Source organism: Roseobacter sp. YIN89, from assembly GCF_057219365.1.
Map to the genome: position 1 here is coordinate 496,948 of NZ_JBXVVD010000003.1, position 18,824 is coordinate 515,771.

Genomic DNA, 18,824 nt, shown 5'->3' on the forward strand with positions numbered 1-18,824 from the left:
CTAAACCGCGCTACATCGGGTCGTTAGCTCAGTTGGTAGAGCGCTTCGTTTACACCGAAGATGTCGGGAGTTCGAGCCTCTCACGACCCACCATTTAATCAATGACTTGGATGAATGCTGCGAAGCGTGCACTGGTTCTGTGAACCTAATGGCCATTCCGCACTGCAAGAAAATCCAAAACATCAGCAGCGTCCTGCATGTGTTGAGGCAAATAGCGAGCGTAAGTCGAGAACGTAATGGTCAAGTTTGAATGACCAAGCATCTGAGACACTTTCTCGATTGGCACACCTGCGCCAAGCATCGTGACCGCAGCTGTATGACGTAGCTCGTGAATGGTTACATGGCCAATGCCAGAACGCAAAACCGCATTTGTGAAACCCTTCCGAATTGAGCCTACCTGACAACCTGCATACTCTATGACCCAGTCACTGAGTGCTGCCTCGTGCGCAGATGAAAGGGCGGCTCTAGTGCTACCATTCATGGGAACAATTGCGCGCCCTTTTCGAGTGGCTGCTGTTTCATTTCTGAGATTGATCGTTCCTCTTTCAAAATCCACGCGATCCCAAGTCAAATCTAGAATGGCACCTACGCGTCCCGCGGTACAAAGCAGTAGGATCAATGCAAGCCTAATGTGTGGTGCATTGGCCGCCTCAATCAATGAACAAGCTTCGTCAGGTGTCAAAATTCGCTTGTCGGATTGCGGCTTTTGTGGTCGCCAAATCTTTGGTGCGTTGTTTCGTCCAAAGTGACTGTTTAAAGCGGATTGCAAGTGTCCCAGTTCTGTCCAAACTGAGCCTTGTTTAATCCCCTGTTGGGTTCGCTTTGCAGCGTAAGCCTTACATATTTCAACATCTATGTTTTGAGGGTCGTGCGCTCCAAAATGTGGTAAGATGGCCTTGCCTGTGTACATCATCGTAAGAGCAGTGGGTTTGTTACCAAGTTCCTCTTGGTATGCCATCCAAATTTTGGAAATCGTCATTTTATCGGAGCTGTTTAAGAAACTCTCTCGTCTGTAAACGTTTATCGCTTCCGCTTCTGCTTCCGCTCTGGAACGTGCCGCAAGCTGAAAACGCTTTCGCTTTTTGTCCCCATTGCGCCAATAGACGCAGAACCCGCCGCGCAAACGTCCGATATTGAGGTCTGGCATTCAATTTCCTCTACTGCTTTGTAAGGTATGCGTATCATCCGTCCCACGCGGAAACTGGGTAGGTCGCCGCGTCTACACATCTGCCGAATGGTTTCCGCGGAACACTCCCATCGCCTGGATAACGTATTGGGATTAAAAGGTTTCATGCAATCTCCTTCGGGGAATTTCGACATCAGTGCAAGGCTGAATTTCTTACTCAGCACTATGCGTAGGTATTGTGGGGCACAACAATCTCGGCCGAACTTTCATGGTGTTCGGTTTCGCCAATTGCGGCGTTCTTTCAAGCCATTGAAGAACCTCGAAGGTGAGCGCATGCCCAGGTTTCCGATTAACTCGCCGAAATGATAATGAAGCTGTATTTTGATATGCACTCAGTGTCTCCTTGTCGCGTGGAGACAAATATAGCGACAGAATTTCCGGCCAAAAACGCCATATAAATTTTAATTTTTGGCCAAAAGTAAAGATCTACCTGATGCACTTGCATGCGTTTGCTAACGAAACAATCAGTTACGCGCCTGCTGTGAGTTCTCAATCAGGTAAACCTAGTTGCACTCAAGTTCACTCACAGCCCCACGCTCTACTTCCAACTGACACTTTTGCCTATTTGAGGTTGGGTTTTAGCGGTTCGTTATATCCAAAAAGGCTGTCGGGATCTATCAAGCCAAAAACTGTTGCGATACGACTGGACAACTTGGGAAGCTGACTTAAATTTTTATTTTCTATCGCGCGCCTTAAAGTCCGTGGACTACGCTTCAGAACCGGTCCGTTGGTCTGTAATCTAATATCTCGTAACCCAAATGATGCGAATTCCAGCGCGTCGGTATCGTTTTTGAATTCGCAATGACGACAATCTTGTTCATTCCAAGCGTGAATACATGCCGTCGGCATCTTTTGGTACAGGTTCCTATCTTTGACCCACGCCCTGACGCCGATCACAGCCCTGCGCCTCACCTCATTCTCGAACCGACGCCGCACAATAATCAAAGGCCGATTTCCAGCACCTTTCCACTTAGGTTTTTGTCCTAGGTGGTACTTTGCGATGAGTTCAAGCAGGTGATCTGTGAGCCATTTAGGCAGAGCAATCTGTTGGTCACAGCATAAAAGCAGTGTCTGATACACAGCAATTGGATCATCACGCAGGATTTCCTTCTGAAATTCTAGGAGAAGCCGTGCGTCTTTCTGGCCGAGATTGGCTAAGTGGTTACGTTCGCCCCATTCAGAAGTCACCATAGCTGTTGCCTTTTCCGGACCATACTTCATGTCTCGCCCTGTTTTTTGTTTGAGCGATACTCGGAGCTAAATCGTGAAGCAGTTAAGGTGTTATTGTGGCAACCTGGTTGAGCTAGCAGGAGCGCCCTTTGACGGTTTCACGGCATTTATCCTCGGCGTAGTCGCCTCTTGGGCAGCAGAAAATTTCATCCCGCGTTGTTTTCCCAACGTCAAATTACGGATTGGAAGAGCGTAGCCGAGCTAAGCGAACGTGAGTTCATCGCAGTGTGCACTTAAGTTCACCATACCAAGTAATTCATTGGCCAAAAAATACAATTTGTACGGCGTTTTTGGCCGAGTATCTTCGGGGTATTAATGGCTCTCCTCGTGCCGCCGAAATCTCCGGCTCGCACAATTAATCAACGCACCTAACTGAAGGAGCCAGTATCAATGGATAAAGTAAATGAACCTGAAAATGACATTTTGGACGATCTGTACGACCCGCCCAAAGTAGATCCCAAAGAGTTCTACGAGAAATGCAACAATATGAACGGAATAATGGATGTTTTAAAGTACGGCCATTTGATTACCGAAAAGCTATCCGAAATCCTGGACCACGAGTTCGCTCCTGATCATTCTTTGCTGGTTGACCCAACTGAAACGGGAGCAAACTACAGTGAAGTACAAGCAACTTACATTATGACCTCTTTCTGCTTACTCGAAGTATCTGCGCGGGTCCTTGAAGAACTGGTGTTGGACCTGCCGTGGGCACAATACGGCAATCAAGTATGGGTCAGTCGATTGGCGCAACGCCTTTTGGAAGCCAGTGAGGCAGGTCGGCTAGAACATTGGGAGAATATGGAGGTCCAAGAAAAAATATTAAGGGCCGAGAACTAGTCTAAGCCTGCTGTACTGTATCGCGCCGCGTTTCGCTCAGCTTCTTTGCGGAACGCGGTCACCAATAAAGCAACATTTTGACTGAAGATATGATGCCAGGAAAAAGACGCCACTCGGATCGGCGGCAATACTGATGCCCGTCATTTTTATCATAAAAGAAACTGCGTCAGTGCAAGCACCTCCCAGCAGCCTGAAGGCGATGGCGTATGTGGCGAATGCATTAAAGCATGAAGAAAAATTGCGCGAAAAATGCAAGAGCGTAGCGCACAAAAATACGAAAGCCTCCAAGGCTGTCTCAAAGACATATCTATCCTGCAAAAGGTGCCTGTTGGTCGCACTGCATAAAGACAATGCAAAGCGGCCTATAGGCGACCGCAGATCGCTTGATCAGTTGATTGCGCTGGCAAATGAATACGACATTCTCAAAAACCTTAATGAACCCGCGCGGGTCTGGCAGCAACCCAAGGCGTGCGGCAATCGCATGCGGGTCGTATGTTCATTTGGCCCTGTTGCTCGCGCTGCGCAGCTCATGGTCAGCAAGCTGCTCCGCTTAAAATATCAACCGCAACCGTTTCAGTTCGCCAAACTGCACTTCTCAGAGAAGGTGCAGCAAGCGATGACCGTCATAAAAGAGAAAGGATTTGCCCATGTAACAGAAATCGACATCAAGGACTTCTTCCCATCTTTTACCGAAGAAGCCCTGATAAAGTCCTTACCACTGCCGAAAGAGGCAATAAGGCAAATCGTACTGGCCAAAAGCGCAAGCTGGGGTCTACATCCCCTATACATACAGTACGGTAATATATCATCCCCTCCGGGCATACCACAGGGCAGTGCGTCCTCGGCAGCCGTGGCAGACTGGTGCATTGCCAATATGCCAATGGAGACATTGAAGGATACCGTGGTAATAAATCACGCCGACAATTTCTTTGCCCTTTCTGCGTCACCTGAATGTGACCAGAGCGCATCCAAAGCCCTGAGTTCCGGCATTGCCGGGCTGCCGGGAGGGGACTTCCACGGAAAGACAGTGCAAGCCGTCACCGCTAAGCAGGGTTTTCAGATGCTTGGATGCTGGGTGTATATGGAGAAGGACGGAAGTCTTGAAGCCGACCCTACTGATGCTAATGTGAAAGCATTCCGCAAACACACTTATCGCCAGCGACAGCGTGTCTACGGTCGCCTCACAGCCGCTAAAAAGGCGCAGTCTGAGAAGCTGCGTGTTATGGGGCTACAAGACTACCTCAGGTTTGAGAGCATGTGTTATGGCTGGGTACAGGCCTTTGCTTTTTGCGGGATTTTGGTCGACTGCATCAAAGATCACTATGAGTTCGATTTGAACCAACTCAGATACACTTTTAAGATCACTGACGCAGAGCTGAAACCGCTCAAGGATCAATCAACGGACATTCCCGTTAAATGGTACAGCGGGTCGTAAGGTGCATCTGCGATATCCAGGTTAATCTGGGTATCGCAAGTCTTCTAGTGACATGAACTTGGCAACTCATAGCAAGTGGCACGATCACAGTTTAATATGACTGGCGCTCAGGGATAACGCCGCGCACACCGCCGCGCGGGTCATCTGCATCGTCATCACGGCGGGGGATAAGATGGAAATGAACATGGAAGATTGTTTGCCCCGCCGATGCGCCGGAATTCACCCCGACATTAAAACCAGTCACTTTTGGATCACCCGCTGCGATGTCTTCTTTCAGTTCATGCAACAGGCTGTGGGCCGCGTTGATCTCAGGCTGATAGAGATCGAAGAAATCGGCCACATGACGCTTGGGGATGACCAGCGTGTGCATTGGCGTCACCGGAAAAGCATCGCGTATAGCAACGCACAACTCATTCTCTGCAATGATGCGGTCAGGGCCAAGGGTGCAGAAAAGGCAGTCAGCGTCTCTTTCTTGATAGCTATCCAGCAAGTGCCGGAAGTCCGTATCATCCGTGTCGCGCTTGTTCGCATTGCATGTGATGCAGAGTGCCTGAAAATTACTGATGTCATCGCTACCGCCTTTATTGCGGGGCACAATGTGATCGACATGCAGTGCGGCTTGGGTCTCATGTGCGCCACATAACTCACAGCGCATCTTAGCACGTGACAGCACCTTATATCTGATCGACCCCGGCACGTAGCCCGATGCGTTGCTACGGTGGTCCCAGATCGCGCCGCCGCGCTGGCTGACGTAGGCATTTATCTTTTCCGCGCAAAGCGCCGCCAGAGCCTCTGCTTCAGCGTCTTCCAGCCCGTCAGCAGTCAGCTTATATCCGACAGTGCGCGATCCTTTCTTAACAGGTTCAACAATGCCGTTCTGAGTGAGTACCTTGCCCACCATCTGCTTGGTGCGCACTTCATAATACTCTACCTGTGACTTGTCATAAGACAGAAGTGCCTGTGCAATGTCCGCTGTAGATGCCTGTCCGCCGCCCTCAAGCAGAACACGCAGCATGGCAGGCTGATAGACATGCGACATGCGCATCCGGTTCCGCAGATAGTCGTCCAGTTCGGCTGCTGTCATGCTGCATCACACCTTCGCATTTGCTGGATAAATCCCAGCTGATAGCCCGACTTTAGGGGATCGGAACGGGCAGTCCAGCGGGCAGTGGCAGCTTAACTTTGCCGGTAAGCCCACCGAGTTCACTGATTGCACGATAATTGCCGGATGAATAGGAGTACGCCGCCATCGTCATTTTCGTACGGGTCAGCTATTTGTTAACTGAATTCAAACGTGTGCGCAGGAACTGCCTATTCCGAGGCCTTTAGTTCACCGGCGATTTCGCGGCCTTTTTCCATAGCGCACTTAAACAATTGAACTTAAGTTCAAATTTAAGCAGTGGGTGTGAGATTGTACAAGATGCTGGCGATGGTCACTTGGAAAAGCCTAGCAGAATTGCTTGTGTAGCCTAAATCGGCTGCACTGCGACGCAGTCTTTTGACTTTAGGTTTTGGGAGATCGGATTGTCACTTTCAGACATAGATCGGGCCGCGGTCCTGCGCGCCATTGAGGAATTCGATTGGATCGGTCGGGATGCCTTCTTGCAGCAATACGGCTACGGCCGATCGCGTGCGTATTTTCTTCACCACGGAGGCAAGCAATACGACACGAAGGCGATCATCGGGGCAGCGCATGGCTTCTCTGGTGGGGATCGCGGCCCGCTGGCCAATACTGAATTCTCTGGAGGTGATGCCACAGTTGCGAAGAAGCTTCGCGGCTTGGGATTTGAGGTTCAGGTTTCTACTGTAACGTCTGGTGCGCAATCGCTTGGCAATGTTGGACCAGAGGGCTTCGCTTTCTGGTGGGTCAACAACAAGCAGACCTACTCTCACGAAATAGGCGGAAATTATTTGTGGTCGCCGACCCACCGGAGCGATGGGGGCCGCAATGAGTTCTACGAAAATATGAAGCGCATTCGGCCTGGCGATGTGGTGTTCGCTTTTGCCGGAGGCGAGATCAAAGCTGTCGGCATATGCTCTGCTCCCGCGATCCTGGCGCCAAAGCCCGGGGAGTTCGGGGCGGCCGGCGATGCATGGGGCAGCGAGGGCTGGCGTGTTCCCGTTGAATTCACCCGCCTCAGCACACCAATGCGCCCTAAGGATCACATGGACATTCTCGGACCGACTTTGCCGGCCAAATACTCTCCCATCCGCCCCGATGGCAATGGCAACCAGGGTGCGTATCTTGCCGCTGTACCTATGAAGATGGCCGAAGCGGTGATAACCCTTCTCGGCCCACGTTGGGAAGAGGTTGATCACGGCGCCACTGTTGAGCCAACACATCAGATCGAGACGATCGAGGCTTACGAAGAGCAGATTGAACAAGAACTGCGAAACCGTACTGACTTAGATGAGACCGAGAAGCTGCAACTCGTCAAATCACGCCGCGGGCAGGGTATCTATCGACAGAATTTAGAAGGCTTCGAAAAGGCCTGCCGGATCACGGGAGCCGCCAGCCGCCGTCATCTGCGCGCAAGCCACATTAAGCCCTGGCGAGCCTCTACGACCTTCGAGAAACTTGATGGCAACAACGGCCTTTTGTTGAGCCCGCATATCGACCATTTGTTCGATCAGGGCTTCATAAGTTTTGCCGATGACGGCGCGCTGCTTGTTTCGTTGGAAGCAGATATCGACACCCTAATCCTCTGGGGCATAGAGCCTGATGGACGCTATGACCCCTTTAGAAAGGAGCAGCTTCCTTACCTGGCGTTCCACCGTGAGTTCGTGTTTAAACGACCGGATCGCTGATTGACGCTTGGTTATTTGTGCTCAAATATCTTCGCGATATGAAAATATAGAAACTAGACGCCTGTTGGGATGACGAACGCATTTGTTGCCGATATTCCTGCCTGCGAACTCGGAATGTTGGCAAGAAATCTCAAATAATTGGCTGCACCTAAAAAGCGAATAGGTCCGGCGATGACTAACTCCACCTAAACAGGAGTTACAGATATGAAACATTCATTTGTTGCGGCCTTATTGTCAGCCTTCGTAACAACTTCAGTAGTCGCGGAAGAACGTACGCCTGAAGACTGGGAAAATTTGCGCCAATACTTCAGTGAACACTGGCAAGAGGTAGGCGACGGCACCATGCTTATCAAAGAGCGAAACCGCTGGTTTATGCGAGATGGCGAAGAAACATTATTCGTCGATGTTCTCTGTGAACACCGCAGCCTGCAATCCAACGGTCAGATGATCGTAGTCCCTGAGACGGTCTACGACAGATTGCCGCCAGATAGTTTAGGTCGCGAAATTATCGACATTACCTGTAATTGAGAAGGCAGAAATGGGCAGTTCTGACTACTTCAAGGTGTTGCAGCTAAGGACTGGTAATTTCGCAACTTCAACTTCAACTTCAACTTCAGCTGCCGCAAGGTCCGGTTGTTCGTATGAAGTAGTCGTAGCCTGTATGGATTATCGGCAAATAATTGGTTCCTAAAAGCCTTGCGATGCAGTGAACTCAAGTTCACTTAAATCAAAGAGCCCGCTAGCTTTACGTTCGCGCGGCGTGAGGCCTCCTTATTGCCTTAATTTGACCCAAGTCATTGGGAGTAGTTGATAAATATGCGATTTAGCCGGACGGCTGACATCAGAAAACTGAAAGTACCTATGCTGAAGTATTTGTTGAAATCCGCTGTTCGGTCGGCCATCCGGGCTGCAGAAGATAGCTACAACACACCTGAAAGAAAAGGCGCTAGGGGTGAGCGCCGAGTGCATAATGCACTGACCTCTGTCCTGGATGAAAATCATTATCGGGTGCTGTCTGATTTAATACTGCCTGTCGCTGGCGGCACCACCCAGTTAGATCACCTCGTTTTGTCCCGCTACGGAGTTTTTGTAATCGAGACCAAAAACATGTCTGGATGGATTTTTGGCGATGCGGAACAGAAGAAGTGGACCCAGGTCCAAAAAGGAGGCAATAAACGCAGCTTCCAAAACCCACTCATACAGAACTATGCGCATGTTAAGGCTGTGCAAGAAATCTTGGGTATCGACCAAAAAGTTCTGCATAACTTCGTTGTATTTACCGGCACCGCAGAACCGAAAACTGCTATGCCGGAAAATGTTGCATGGGGATTACAGGCGCTTGGTAAGCTGATAGGCGTGCGAAAGCAGCATGTGATTTCAGATATTGAAGTGGACGGTTATGCCCGCAAGCTGCAAAATCAGGCTTTGGAAAACACTAGGGCAGTGCGCAAACAGCACTTGCAGAACCTTGAAAAGAAAGCTGCAGCCAAAAACCGAACAGCCATTTCAAAGCCCGTTAATTCTTCAAACGAAACATCATGCCCGAGATGTGGCGGGGAAATGGTTAAGCGGACCAACCGTAAGACGGGCGATGCCTTTTGGGGATGCACGAGTTTTCCTAAGTGCAGGGGGACAAGATAAACTACGAGGCAAGGGCACCATGCCGCACAGCGCCCAAAGTCAGTGCGACCATCGCGTTGGACGCGATCTTTTGAGATCCTGTCTGTATAAACTTCATAAAATCGGCCAATCTTTCAGCTAAAAACACCGAGGCAGAAAAAAGGTGAATTAATTGCTATGAAACTGCCGAGCATTATTAGGTTGCTCGTTGTCGCCGCGTTCCATTGTATCCTTCCCTTCGCCGGGTTAGGCGCGATGACTTTCGATATCAAATACACCGACAATAGGCCAATTTTCCCGCCGGCCTTGTGGGTCAGCATGGAAGGTGAAATCGAGCAGGGTGACACCCTGTACTTCCTCGAAGCGATTTTGCCTTACCTTGATCACGATATCCACGAAATGGTGATCCGCATTGACAGCCCCGGCGGCAGTCTCGCGGAAGGCATGCGTCTTGGTAGGACCATCAACGATTTACCCTTTGCGACCCGCATTACCGTTGGTACGGAAAATGGGCATCAGATTTGCGCTTCGGCCTGCGTACTGGCATATCTCGGGGCTGACTACAGGTTCCTGAGTGCGCCCGCGCGACTGGGCGTTCACCAATTTTCGACCCGCTTGGAGATGGATGGCACCGAGGCACTATCCTTGTCGCAATCGATCTCGGCTGAAATCGTCGAATACATCCGCGAAATGCGAGCAGATCCTAAACTTTTCAGCCTGATGGTTACGGCAAATCCAGAGGAAATGTATTGGGTGCCGAAGACGGATCTGGAAGATCTTTTCGTCGTGACCAACGGCATCTACCGGGAGTTTGCGGAATACCGGAACTTGGGCGGCGATATCGCGCTGTACCTCGAGCAGGTGAGCCAGGTGGGTACGAACAGCTTGACGCTTCTTTGTGGCGACACGGGACTTGTTGCAATCCTGGATCTCAACGAACCAGAGACAGCGCGCGCGGATATCCTGGAGTTCTTCATCGACGGAGATATCTTTGCCCTTCCGGATGCCGACGTGATCGAGCGCAAGAGCAATCGCCTCAAGGCAATTTCCTTGGTTCCCGGTCCCGTCGCCGCACGCCTCGGCAATGCCCGGACCCTGGGCGCCCGCGCTACATCTCCGGAAGTTGGTATCTTCTTCGGGTTCGAGGAGGGCGTAGAGGACACCAAGATATCGGAGATGGCGCGAGGCTGCGAGACGCGCAGTGCAGCCACGACACCCGCGCCGCGGCTTAAGCGAATTGATGGTGTGGATCTCACCGGCGGCGACATGACCGAGGACGGGATCCGCGACATTTCCTTCGATGCTTGCCAGCGGATGTGCGCGCAAACCCGTGGCTGCGTGGCGGTCTCCTACGTCGTATCCAGGCGCTGGTGCTGGCCCAAGCACTCCATCGACAATGTCATCAGGCGCCCTGACGTGAACTCCGCATATTACGAGTGACGAGGTTGAATGTACGTAAATCGCGGAAGACCAGATAGCCCAGCAGGGTCGCCACCGGCAGTTCCAGATATTGCAGTGGCGCCAGCGTGGCGGAGGGTGCAAGCGACAGCGCATAGGTCATCATGATGTGGCTCAGGGTAGCGAAAAATCCGACCCCCAGTAGCCAGAGCCACGCAATGCCTTCAGGTTGGACCGGATCAAGCAGTTCGGACCCCGTACCTTGGGACAGTAGCAACGCGGATAACCTCATAAATACGGGCAAAGGCTTCGCAGTTCCGCCAGATTTGCCGATGACAAGCCCGCTTTCTGCCATCCAATAGAGGGTGTTTTTTGCGGCGTTTCATGCGGCAATTTGTTTGACAAGCTAACCCGTACATCCAGGCCGTTTATATCTATCTGCGTGTAGCAATAGGCATCATCGTATGTATCCTGTTCGCTGGACGCGTAATTGTGCCCAGTCACGATCGTCATTTCCTCTCCCCCAATGACTTGAGAGACATCCTGAAAGATCACAAAGTTACGTGTAATCTTGGTGCCGATTTCTGGCGTCGGAGCCTGCGGTAGAGTTGGCGCAGGCACTTTGACAATCTTTTCAACTTCCACGATTTTTTCGACCTCGACGATCTTCTCTTCCTTGGCCATGTGAATGGCCTTTCCGATCCCGAGCGCGGCTAGTGGAATAGCAACGCCCATAGCAAGTATAACTGCACCAGTCATGATACCCCGGCCGACGCGTTCACGCATCCGTACAGGTGCTTCGTTCTGCTTGAGCGCCTGTTCAACGGCACTGTAGTCGTTAATAGTTTCAACCGACATTGGCTTTCTCCTTTTTACCAAACAGGTCAGCGATGACCGAGTTGCTGCCAACATTTTCAACGGTGTCCGTTGACGGCAGATACCGTGTGATCACCCGATCCTTGTAAACGATCTTCTCGACAGTCTGCTTTCGACGCCACCTACGACCTACAACATATCGGCGAAGTGCCTGACCCAGTGAAAGTGCAGGCGGTGGCGAGGCAACGTGAGCCGCAATAAACGCCGCCATGCCTGTGGACAGGGCCGCTGCTGCCGCAACGCCGCCAACGATCCATTTTGTGATCTTGTTGGCTTGTTCTTCCGTCACTTCTACGACCGGTACAGCATAAACTTTGGCAGCGATGTCATAGACAATACTTGCTGAGGCCATTTCGCCCACAACCAAACGGGCTTTCTCGATATCGACGCTCAAAGTGATCTTGTCCGTCGCCGCCTGTGCTGCAGCGCGTTGCGCCATCAAAAGTGCGGCATTGGCCTGGGCAAGCTGTTCCTGTATGGCCGCGATTGCAGCGCTATTGTCGGTCGACACCTCTTTTAGCTGCTCGGCATTGGTAATTCTGGAGTTGATCCTCTCGATCTCCGTCGCAATTAGAGCACCCTCGCTTCTTTCCCACTCAGCCATTTGAGCAGCAATATAGTTGGTGCGCGACGGCAGGCTTCGTTGGGATGCGACCGCTTCTGCAGCGATAGCTGAGTTGGGACTGGTTGCGCGGCGTTCGTTGTCTGCGCTCTGCGCATCCCATTCTGCACCGAACTTGTCACGCATGTCCGAAAACCGGCTCAGCAACGCTGCACGCTCAGCTGTGGCTTGTTTGAGAGCCGCGTTTGGCCCAGTGCCGTTGAGACCTTCAAGCTGATCTTGCAGTGCAGATACAACCGCGTGCTGTGGGGCGAAGGATACGTCAGTGACAAGACCAGCCTTACGCTCCTCCATGGCGGCAAGATTTGTTTGCGCCTCCATGACGTCATACTGAACTGAGCGGAACCAAGTTGATCCAGCCATAGTGACGGTTTCGAAAGTCGCGACAACACCACCGATCAGCAGGATTGCGGCGAAGGGCTTCATAATCCATGACGCTTTGTAGAGCGCATACCCAGCTGGGATTTTAAAAAGCTCCAGACAGGCGAGGATCAGTGGAAATGTAGCTGCCGATAGCGCCAGCGTAGCATTGTTGTGTTCCGTGAAGGATTGCCAACCAATAGCCGTGGCAAGTGACAGACCTGCTCCAATAATGAGAACTTCTGCACCGATTGCTACAGCAATAATTTTTTTACTTACACCATTCATGTTACCATCCTTTTAACTCACCAACCCAGTTACCTACGTGGAAAAATTGATGCTTTTTATATGTGGATAGTTTTGCCGAACGGCTTTCGATCTTATGCCAAGTTTATTGGATTAACGGTCAAGTGAGGCTGATCCAGCCCTCGTGGATATCCAAAAAGTAGATCGGATAAGATGATCCCAAGAAATTCATTGGTTGCAGTTTTTGACTGCAACTACCGGCCTTGCTGCATCCGATATTCTTTCGGACTACAACCCATCCACCTCTTAAACGCGGTCGAAAAAGCCGCCTGATCGGAGTAATCCAGATAGAAAGCGATCTCGGATATACTAATGCTGTCTTTCAGGTAAACCTTGGCTATATCGCAGCGCACCTCATCCACGATCTTGCGAAAGCTACTGTTCTCTTCGCGCAGGCGTCTTGCGAATGTTCGTTTACTCATCCCCAAGATCGATGCGACCTCGTCAGCGGTCGCCATGCGGCCCGGAAGGCTGCTTGCAAGAATACTTTTGATTTTTACCTCCAAAGTTGGTTCCTGTTCCGGTGTTTCCTTGAGTAACTTTTCTCCATACTGCATCAAGTGGTTTTGGAGGCTAGGATCATACGTTGGGATCGTCAGGTCCAGAGTTGAAAGAGGTATTAGTATCTCAATACTCTCAACACCAAAAACTACGGGGCATCCTGCTAGTTTCTGGATTGCTTTTGCCGCTGATTTCACTTCGTGATTAAAACGCATTTCAATAGGGTAAAAACCAGTATTCGTGAGTGATCGCGCGCGGGACAACGCGGCGAATAGCAAAAACTCTTTGTGGCGATGGAATTGCAAATATTCCGGGTCTCTGCAGTCCACCTCAAAGGATGCGGCGTTTCCAGAAACCCTCAGGGAATAAGAAAATGCAGGGTCAAAGATTGAATAATAGCGAGAGGAATTTTCTATAGCCGCTCGCAAGGTCGGCGAGTATTTTGCGATGTAACTGGTAAGATTGGTTCCGTCTCGGAGCGATAAACCTGCTCTGGCGGCAAAAACTGGATCCTGCAGGATGTCGCAGGCCTCGCTTATGAACTCTGGCTCCTTCAACACATCAACTGTTTTGTCCAGTGATATGGCTTTGCGTGATAATTTCGTGCGACGAAACAATTCGTCCAAGATCGCTGAGCCATTCGGCTGTTTTTCGACGCATTCCGCCACATGTCTCAGTCTAAATGCATCGATCTGCACGTCTTTACTCCGAGTTGTTCACTTTCGCGGACAAAGTGCAGGGAAAATGAAAGTTATCAATGGCTGAAAATAGCCTTTTTGGAGATGTGGGGTGTATACAACGCCCTCCTGCAGAGACTGCGAAATGCACCGGCTATTCCGTTGCTTACCGGTTGGACGAGTTTGCCCAGCTTTCAACTATTGGCACGAACTCCAAAAACAGTGGCATTAATTCAAAAGTTTGGCCCTTTGGTTTCGGCTATCGGAAGTGTGTCAGAAGCGCAGCGCCTTAGAAGCGTGGTGCCTCAGAAGTACCGCTCTGACACAAAATTGCTTCGGAGTTTGAAATGAAAAAAGCTACAATTAATCTGCTTTGCTCGCTTGCACTTCTCGCGAGCACACCCGCTTTGGCAATGAGTTCTGTGGACGTTGAGTTTCAGGGCCAAAATGAAATCCATCACAGTGGTGGCTGCAGGAAATCAAGCCCTCCGGGCCAATGCTGTCATGCTGGGTCCAAACCACTGCACTGCCACTAATAGAAAAGGTGGGTTTTTCATGAAACGTATTCTTACTATCGCGACGGTCGCATTGGTTTGCTTCGCGTCTTTTGCCAACGCGGCTCAGACCGTGACGGGCAAAGTAACGAAGGTCCGCGATGCAGACACCGTAGTCGTCAAAGGCGTACCGATCCGTCTTAATGGCGTTGACGCCCCTGAAACCGGCACGCAGGCGGGTAACGAAGCTACCGCCGCAATGAAACGCTACCTGCGTGGCAAAACCTTGAATTGCGAATTGAATGGCGATCGAACCTATGACCGATGGGTTGGCGTCTGCTTCACGGAAGAAGGTCACGACATCGGAGCGGCCATGATTGCAAATGGATATGCTTTGGACTGTCGCCGTTACTCCGGAGGGCGATATCGCAATCTGGAGCCTGCTGGTGCGCGGTCGCGGCTACCACAATCCCGGTACTGCTAAAGCGTTTCGGTTGTAACATTAGGTAGTGCTCCAGGATGTTTAGATCGAACCTATGGCGGCGTAATAATTGACCATAATAATAAACGGGAACTAACCGACTGGCTGATAAAGTAAAAACAATGGCAATTAATCGAAAGCGTCCCGAATTCACAAGCGCCAAATAATGCTTGCAGACTGACTTACGAGGGACAAACGAAATGGAACAAATATTCGCACTAATTATCGGGTTGGCGGCGCTTGCGTTGGTTGTCTGGATTTACATCCTCTTGCCCGCAGAAATGGCCGGGAACCGGAACCGCAACAAACTCGGTTGGGTGCTCATCTCACTCTTCTTTTCGCCTGTGATAGCAATCATTGGGTTGCTGGTGCTTGGGAATGCACCAAAACAATCAGCGATCTGATGAAAGAAATTCGTTATGACAAACCAAAATCCGGAAGAGCTTGGGTGGAACTATGCGACGAGCCGAGTGTCGATTGTTCGCGATTTTGCAATTTATGCCTTAAAGGATGATTAGCCATGATCAATCTGACATTGTTTGCAATTTTGTTCCTGTGGGTGCTCATATCCAGTGCGAACAATAGCCGCAGATCGTCAAATATTAATCGACTGAAAGGGGACATGAAACGCTTGCAAAAGGATATAGATGTCCTGACCGACGAGCTGAAAAGGCAGCATGAACTTGTGTACCAGATCGACAATGACCTTGACGAGCTGCGCCAATAGTTCTGGGCGTAGCAGAGTTCTATAAGCACTTTATTAATTCAGATTTGCGCAGCGAGACAGAGCCCGATTTGCATTCGTTTTTCTTATCATCCCTTCCTTTGTATCATTGGATGACGGGTTTGCCCGGCCGGACTAGAGAACACTCATTCAGATGCGTCCTAACTCCAAGCTGTCTGGTGCACCCAAGTGCACCGATCAGTGCGTGCTCCTAACAAATGCTCGAAACCAACAGGGACTAAGCGCCCTCTGTCCCGTCTTGCATGCTTAGAATTCGGTACACCGACGCCCTGCCAATCCCTAACTTCTTGGCAATCTCAGTCGCACCAGAGCCCCCAGCATGCAGTTCCAGCACTTCCTTTGAGCGGGCGCGTGCTGTTGGCTTTCGACCTTTGTATTTCCCGGCAGCTTTGGCCTTAGCAATGCCCTCGCGTTGTCGTTCCAGCATGATGTCCCGTTCAAATTCAGCGATGCCGCCTAACACAGTCAGGATCAGCTTTCCGGTAGAATTGCCGGTATCAATTCCCAGCCCCAGAATACGCAGGTTCGCCGACTTCTCCTTTAGCTGGTCCAGTATCTGCATCAGATGCGCCACAGAGCGCGCGAGGCGGTCCAAGCGGGTCACCACAAGGGTATCCCCCTCACGCACATAGTTCAGCGCCTCTGCAAGCTGTGTGCGGGCACGGACATCCACGGAAGATACCTGCTCCTCAAATACTTTTTCGCATCCGGCTTTTTTTAGCTCATCAAGCTGGGTTTCTAAGCCAGCCTTTTGATCTACAGTAGAAGTCCGCGCATATCCCAATAACATGTGTCACCTTTGTCTCATTAGCCTCTTAAAGAATAAGAGACAATTGTATCAAAAGTCAAAATATATGTTTATGAGACGCATAAATGTGCTCAAAGGCGGTGTCTCACGGGGGCATGCCCTATAGGGCGGACTGACCATTCAGTCTTTTTTCGGCGTTCAAGTCAGTTGAGTTTGCCGCATGGCAACAGACCAAACAAGCAAAGCATCATTGACCGCTTCTCGCTCATGAGTAATGGGTTAGACGTAGCACCGCTCTGACCAATACTGCCTGTTTTACCCGGCAATCCATAGGGTTAGAGGAATGCAGCCTGCATTAAGCTTGAGCTGCATCGTTGGTGTGAATGCGCAGTTTCACGACAGGCAGCGCTCTTGGTGATTGGCCGCTCTCGTAGCAGGAGAACACAACTTCATCACCTTCTCGAGGCAGGGGACCGTATACACTATTCTTATGATAAAATACGTCGCCTTGTGGACCTCGAATGAAGCCAAAAGCGTTGTGGCGAAAATCGTAAACTCTACCAATCGTGCGGTCAGAAACCGTGTAGCAGAGTGCGCTACATTGGCTAACTAGATCATCCGCAGTTGGCCTATCATTTGGATTTTTTTGAAGGCAGTGATGGATAATGCTCAGGATTTCATCAGCAAGAGGTTTGAATTGCTGTTTTGATACTACAAACCTTGGAGTGTCTGGCAGTTCGGCTGCCATAATCTTTGGCACCGCCCGAAGGCCAGAACCAAAAGGGAATTCCCCGCAAAGAAGATGAAACATCATTGCGCCGAGAGACCAAATGTCCGAAGGCAGTCCAACCGTCTCAGGCTCATCTATTGCTTCCGGAGCCATATAGGGAAGCGCCCCAACCGCAGTCGCAGAAGCTGATAGCGTTTCGTCGCCCCCTTCAATTGCTTCCTCCATTTCGGCCTCTGCCATCTTGGCAATGCCGAAGTCTGTTATCTTGAGGCTCTCAACGTTGTATCCACCAATTACCATGACATTGGTTGGTTTTAGGTCCCGATGAACCACTCCGGTGTGGTGGGCCGCTGCAACTGCCTTTGCTAAATGATGAAATACGCGGGCGGCGAGGTACGGATCTACAAAATCTGCCCTTGTTAGAAGGGCGGCTTTCAAGTCTTCGCCTTCAATCAGTTCTTCTACTAGGAAAGTTCGGCCCCCAAATTCAATGTAATCCAGTGTCTTGGCAACATTGGGGTGATTTACGCGAGCCGCAACTACGGCGCTGCGACGAAAACGCTTTTGCGCAGAAGCATTCTTGGGAGTTTTAAGCGCAATTCTTCTGCCTGTAGTTTCGTCCAAAGCTATGTAGACAAACTGCATGCCACCTTCCGCTAAATAGCCTTCAACACGGTAGCGATTATCAACAAGATCACCGTTTTTGAGAACATCGCTCATAATACAATTCCAGGATTGGATAGGTCGAATGTAACGTATGCTCTGCCAACACCAAGCTCCGGACCTCCAAGCGTCAGTACACAGGCCCCCGGCAAATGATCCCCAACACCGGCCGGCAAGTTATTAAGATACACGCTGCCACTCGCATTAGTAACGACAAATGCAAATCCGTCGTATTTGATTTCGATTGCTCCGTGGTCTCCATACTTCAGGCTGACGGACCGGTTGTTACTATCTAAATAGGACGCTTTCGCTCCGTTTACGACAAGCGCTCGATGTCGATCATGCAACAAATGCTTCTCAATCACTGTTTTCACCATAGACATCTCTGGGCGCAATGAACGATCCATAAACAAGCATTGGTACAAGATTTGTGCCACTTCAGCTGGTAACTGAAAAGGAAGTGACAAGAATGGGTTAACTGCCATGGGCGTTGGGGGCGGAGACTTCAACTCGTCAGGTAAATCGCGCAAGGCAAAGAAAAGAGCCGTTGCACCGAAAGCAAACACATCAACGGCAGGCGTGAATTGCACTTGACTAGCATACAGCTCTGGGGCAGCGAAGCCGTGCGTGCCCACAAAGCCGACCGTCGCAGCGTTCGTAGCTTCATCCCGGGCAAGGCCAAAATCGAAAATTTTAAGGATGCCCTCATGATCGATTTTCATGTTGTTTGGCTTGACATCCCGATGAATAATACCTGCCTCATGAATTTCAGAAATTCCAGAAGCTATTTGCCAAATAATCTTTAGATAATTTTCCGTGTTATTGGCGGTTAGCCTGTCGCTAAACAGGTCATCTCCCTCGACAAACTCCTGCACAATGCCAATGCTCGTCGCGTCCGTCGCCACATCGTATACTTGGACAACGTGCTTCGAACGCAGTTTGAAAAGAGCTTCTAGCTCATCGTGTATTCTTCTCGCGTTCCGTCCAGGTGGGATAATTTTTAACGCAACCTTGCGATCTAGGTATTCATCTCGATAGGGGAATACTGATGACATTCCCCCATCGATTGCGGGTCCTAATTGAGCATAGCGCTGGGGCAACTGCATA

19 protein-coding genes, 1 tRNA gene and 1 pseudogene are annotated in these 18,824 nt (G+C 50.5%); 10 read left to right on the forward strand and 11 right to left on the reverse strand.

Going from position 1 to position 18,824, the window contains the following annotated elements; translation table 11 throughout:
• Positions 1-17 precede the first annotated feature (17 nt).
• Positions 18-93 (forward strand) — tRNA-Val (locus AC2D8V_RS14755).
• A 52-nt stretch (positions 94-145) separates the two neighbouring features.
• On the opposite strand, the gene AC2D8V_RS14760 is transcribed toward AC2D8V_RS14755, so the two are convergent.
• The 3 genes from AC2D8V_RS14760 to AC2D8V_RS14770 form a co-directional block, all read right to left on the reverse strand.
• Positions 146-979 carry a tyrosine-type recombinase/integrase gene (locus AC2D8V_RS14760; protein WP_484734338.1) on the reverse strand — a complete coding sequence of 278 codons (834 nt, stop codon included), beginning with the start codon at positions 977-979 and terminating at the stop codon, positions 146-148.
• Between the two features lie 41 nt (positions 980-1,020).
• Positions 1,021-1,320 carry a helix-turn-helix domain-containing protein gene (locus tag AC2D8V_RS14765; protein ID WP_484734564.1) on the reverse strand — a complete coding sequence of 100 codons (300 nt, stop codon included), beginning with the start codon at positions 1,318-1,320 and terminating at the stop codon, positions 1,021-1,023.
• Positions 1,321-1,747: 427 nt separating this feature from the next.
• Positions 1,748-2,407 (reverse strand): hypothetical protein, encoded by a 660-nt coding sequence (locus AC2D8V_RS14770; RefSeq protein WP_484734339.1) that lies wholly within the window; start codon positions 2,405-2,407, stop codon positions 1,748-1,750.
• A gap of 399 nt (positions 2,408-2,806) precedes the next feature.
• Here AC2D8V_RS14770 and AC2D8V_RS14775 point away from each other — a divergent pair, with 399 nt between their 5' ends.
• Positions 2,807-3,253, forward strand: a complete 447-nt coding sequence (locus tag AC2D8V_RS14775; protein WP_484734340.1) for a hypothetical protein — start codon at positions 2,807-2,809, stop codon at positions 3,251-3,253.
• A gap of 133 nt (positions 3,254-3,386) precedes the next feature.
• Entirely contained in the window at positions 3,387-4,688 is a 1,302-nt protein-coding gene (locus AC2D8V_RS14780) for an RNA-dependent RNA polymerase family protein (protein WP_484734341.1), read from the forward strand.
• Between the two features lie 91 nt (positions 4,689-4,779).
• Here AC2D8V_RS14780 and AC2D8V_RS14785 read toward each other — a convergent pair whose 3' ends face one another.
• Positions 4,780-5,772: an HIT domain-containing protein gene (locus tag AC2D8V_RS14785; protein ID WP_484734342.1), complete on the reverse strand. Its 993-nt coding sequence runs from the start codon at positions 5,770-5,772 to the stop codon at positions 4,780-4,782.
• A 440-nt stretch (positions 5,773-6,212) separates the two neighbouring features.
• Between AC2D8V_RS14785 and AC2D8V_RS14790 the strand changes: the two genes are divergently transcribed.
• From AC2D8V_RS14790 to AC2D8V_RS14805, 4 genes are all read left to right on the forward strand, one after another.
• The gene (locus tag AC2D8V_RS14790; protein WP_484734343.1) at positions 6,213-7,496 is read left to right on the forward strand and encodes an HNH endonuclease; all 1,284 of its coding nucleotides are present in this window, start codon (positions 6,213-6,215) and stop codon (positions 7,494-7,496) included.
• Positions 7,497-7,700: 204 nt separating this feature from the next.
• The gene (locus AC2D8V_RS14795; RefSeq protein ID WP_484734344.1) at positions 7,701-8,024 is read left to right on the forward strand and encodes a hypothetical protein; all 324 of its coding nucleotides are present in this window, start codon (positions 7,701-7,703) and stop codon (positions 8,022-8,024) included.
• 288 nt (positions 8,025-8,312) lie between these two features.
• The gene (locus AC2D8V_RS14800) at positions 8,313-9,137 is read left to right on the forward strand and encodes a nuclease-related domain-containing protein (RefSeq protein ID WP_484734345.1); all 825 of its coding nucleotides are present in this window, start codon (positions 8,313-8,315) and stop codon (positions 9,135-9,137) included.
• A 156-nt stretch (positions 9,138-9,293) separates the two neighbouring features.
• Positions 9,294-10,556, forward strand: coding sequence for a hypothetical protein (locus tag AC2D8V_RS14805; RefSeq protein WP_484734346.1), 1,263 nt, complete (start codon positions 9,294-9,296; stop codon positions 10,554-10,556).
• 19 nt (positions 10,557-10,575) lie between these two features.
• Here AC2D8V_RS14805 and AC2D8V_RS14810 read toward each other — a convergent pair.
• The 4 genes and pseudogenes from AC2D8V_RS14810 to AC2D8V_RS14825 form a co-directional block, all read right to left on the reverse strand.
• A pseudogene (locus tag AC2D8V_RS14810) lies at positions 10,576-10,785 on the reverse strand (EamA family transporter); the annotation flags it as partial.
• Between the two features lie 17 nt (positions 10,786-10,802).
• Entirely contained in the window at positions 10,803-11,372 is a 570-nt protein-coding gene (locus tag AC2D8V_RS14815) for a hypothetical protein (RefSeq protein WP_484734347.1), read from the reverse strand.
• Positions 11,362-12,660 (reverse strand): hypothetical protein, encoded by a 1,299-nt coding sequence (locus AC2D8V_RS14820; protein ID WP_484734348.1) that lies wholly within the window; start codon positions 12,658-12,660, stop codon positions 11,362-11,364. The genes AC2D8V_RS14815 and AC2D8V_RS14820 overlap by 11 nt, the downstream gene beginning before the upstream one ends.
• 212 nt (positions 12,661-12,872) lie before the next feature.
• Positions 12,873-13,877, reverse strand: a complete 1,005-nt coding sequence (locus AC2D8V_RS14825; RefSeq protein WP_484734349.1) for a helix-turn-helix domain-containing protein — start codon at positions 13,875-13,877, stop codon at positions 12,873-12,875.
• Positions 13,878-14,411: 534 nt separating this feature from the next.
• Between AC2D8V_RS14825 and AC2D8V_RS14830 the strand changes: the two genes are divergently transcribed.
• The 3 genes from AC2D8V_RS14830 (at position 14,412) to AC2D8V_RS14840 (ending at position 15,558) form a co-directional block, all read left to right on the forward strand.
• Positions 14,412-14,834 carry a thermonuclease family protein gene (locus tag AC2D8V_RS14830; protein ID WP_484734350.1) on the forward strand — a complete coding sequence of 141 codons (423 nt, stop codon included), beginning with the start codon at positions 14,412-14,414 and terminating at the stop codon, positions 14,832-14,834.
• Positions 14,835-15,031: 197 nt separating this feature from the next.
• On the forward strand, positions 15,032-15,235 hold the full coding sequence (locus tag AC2D8V_RS14835) for a hypothetical protein (RefSeq protein WP_484734351.1): 204 nt from the start codon (positions 15,032-15,034) through the stop codon (positions 15,233-15,235).
• A gap of 116 nt (positions 15,236-15,351) precedes the next feature.
• Complete coding sequence (locus AC2D8V_RS14840; protein WP_484734352.1) at positions 15,352-15,558, forward strand: hypothetical protein; 207 nt, start codon at positions 15,352-15,354, stop codon at positions 15,556-15,558.
• Positions 15,559-15,793: 235 nt separating this feature from the next.
• Here the strand turns inward: AC2D8V_RS14840 and AC2D8V_RS14845 are convergent, their stop codons facing one another.
• The 3 genes from AC2D8V_RS14845 to AC2D8V_RS14855 all read right to left on the reverse strand — a co-directional run bounded on the left by AC2D8V_RS14845 (position 15,794) and on the right by AC2D8V_RS14855 (position 18,823).
• Entirely contained in the window at positions 15,794-16,366 is a 573-nt protein-coding gene (locus tag AC2D8V_RS14845) for a recombinase family protein (protein ID WP_484734353.1), read from the reverse strand.
• A 313-nt stretch (positions 16,367-16,679) separates the two neighbouring features.
• Positions 16,680-17,774 carry a protein kinase domain-containing protein gene (locus AC2D8V_RS14850; protein WP_484734354.1) on the reverse strand — a complete coding sequence of 365 codons (1,095 nt, stop codon included), beginning with the start codon at positions 17,772-17,774 and terminating at the stop codon, positions 16,680-16,682.
• Positions 17,771-18,823 (reverse strand): serine/threonine-protein kinase, encoded by a 1,053-nt coding sequence (locus AC2D8V_RS14855; protein WP_484734355.1) that lies wholly within the window; start codon positions 18,821-18,823, stop codon positions 17,771-17,773. Before AC2D8V_RS14855 ends, AC2D8V_RS14850 begins: the two co-directional genes overlap by 4 nt.
• Position 18,824: the final 1 nt, after the last annotated feature.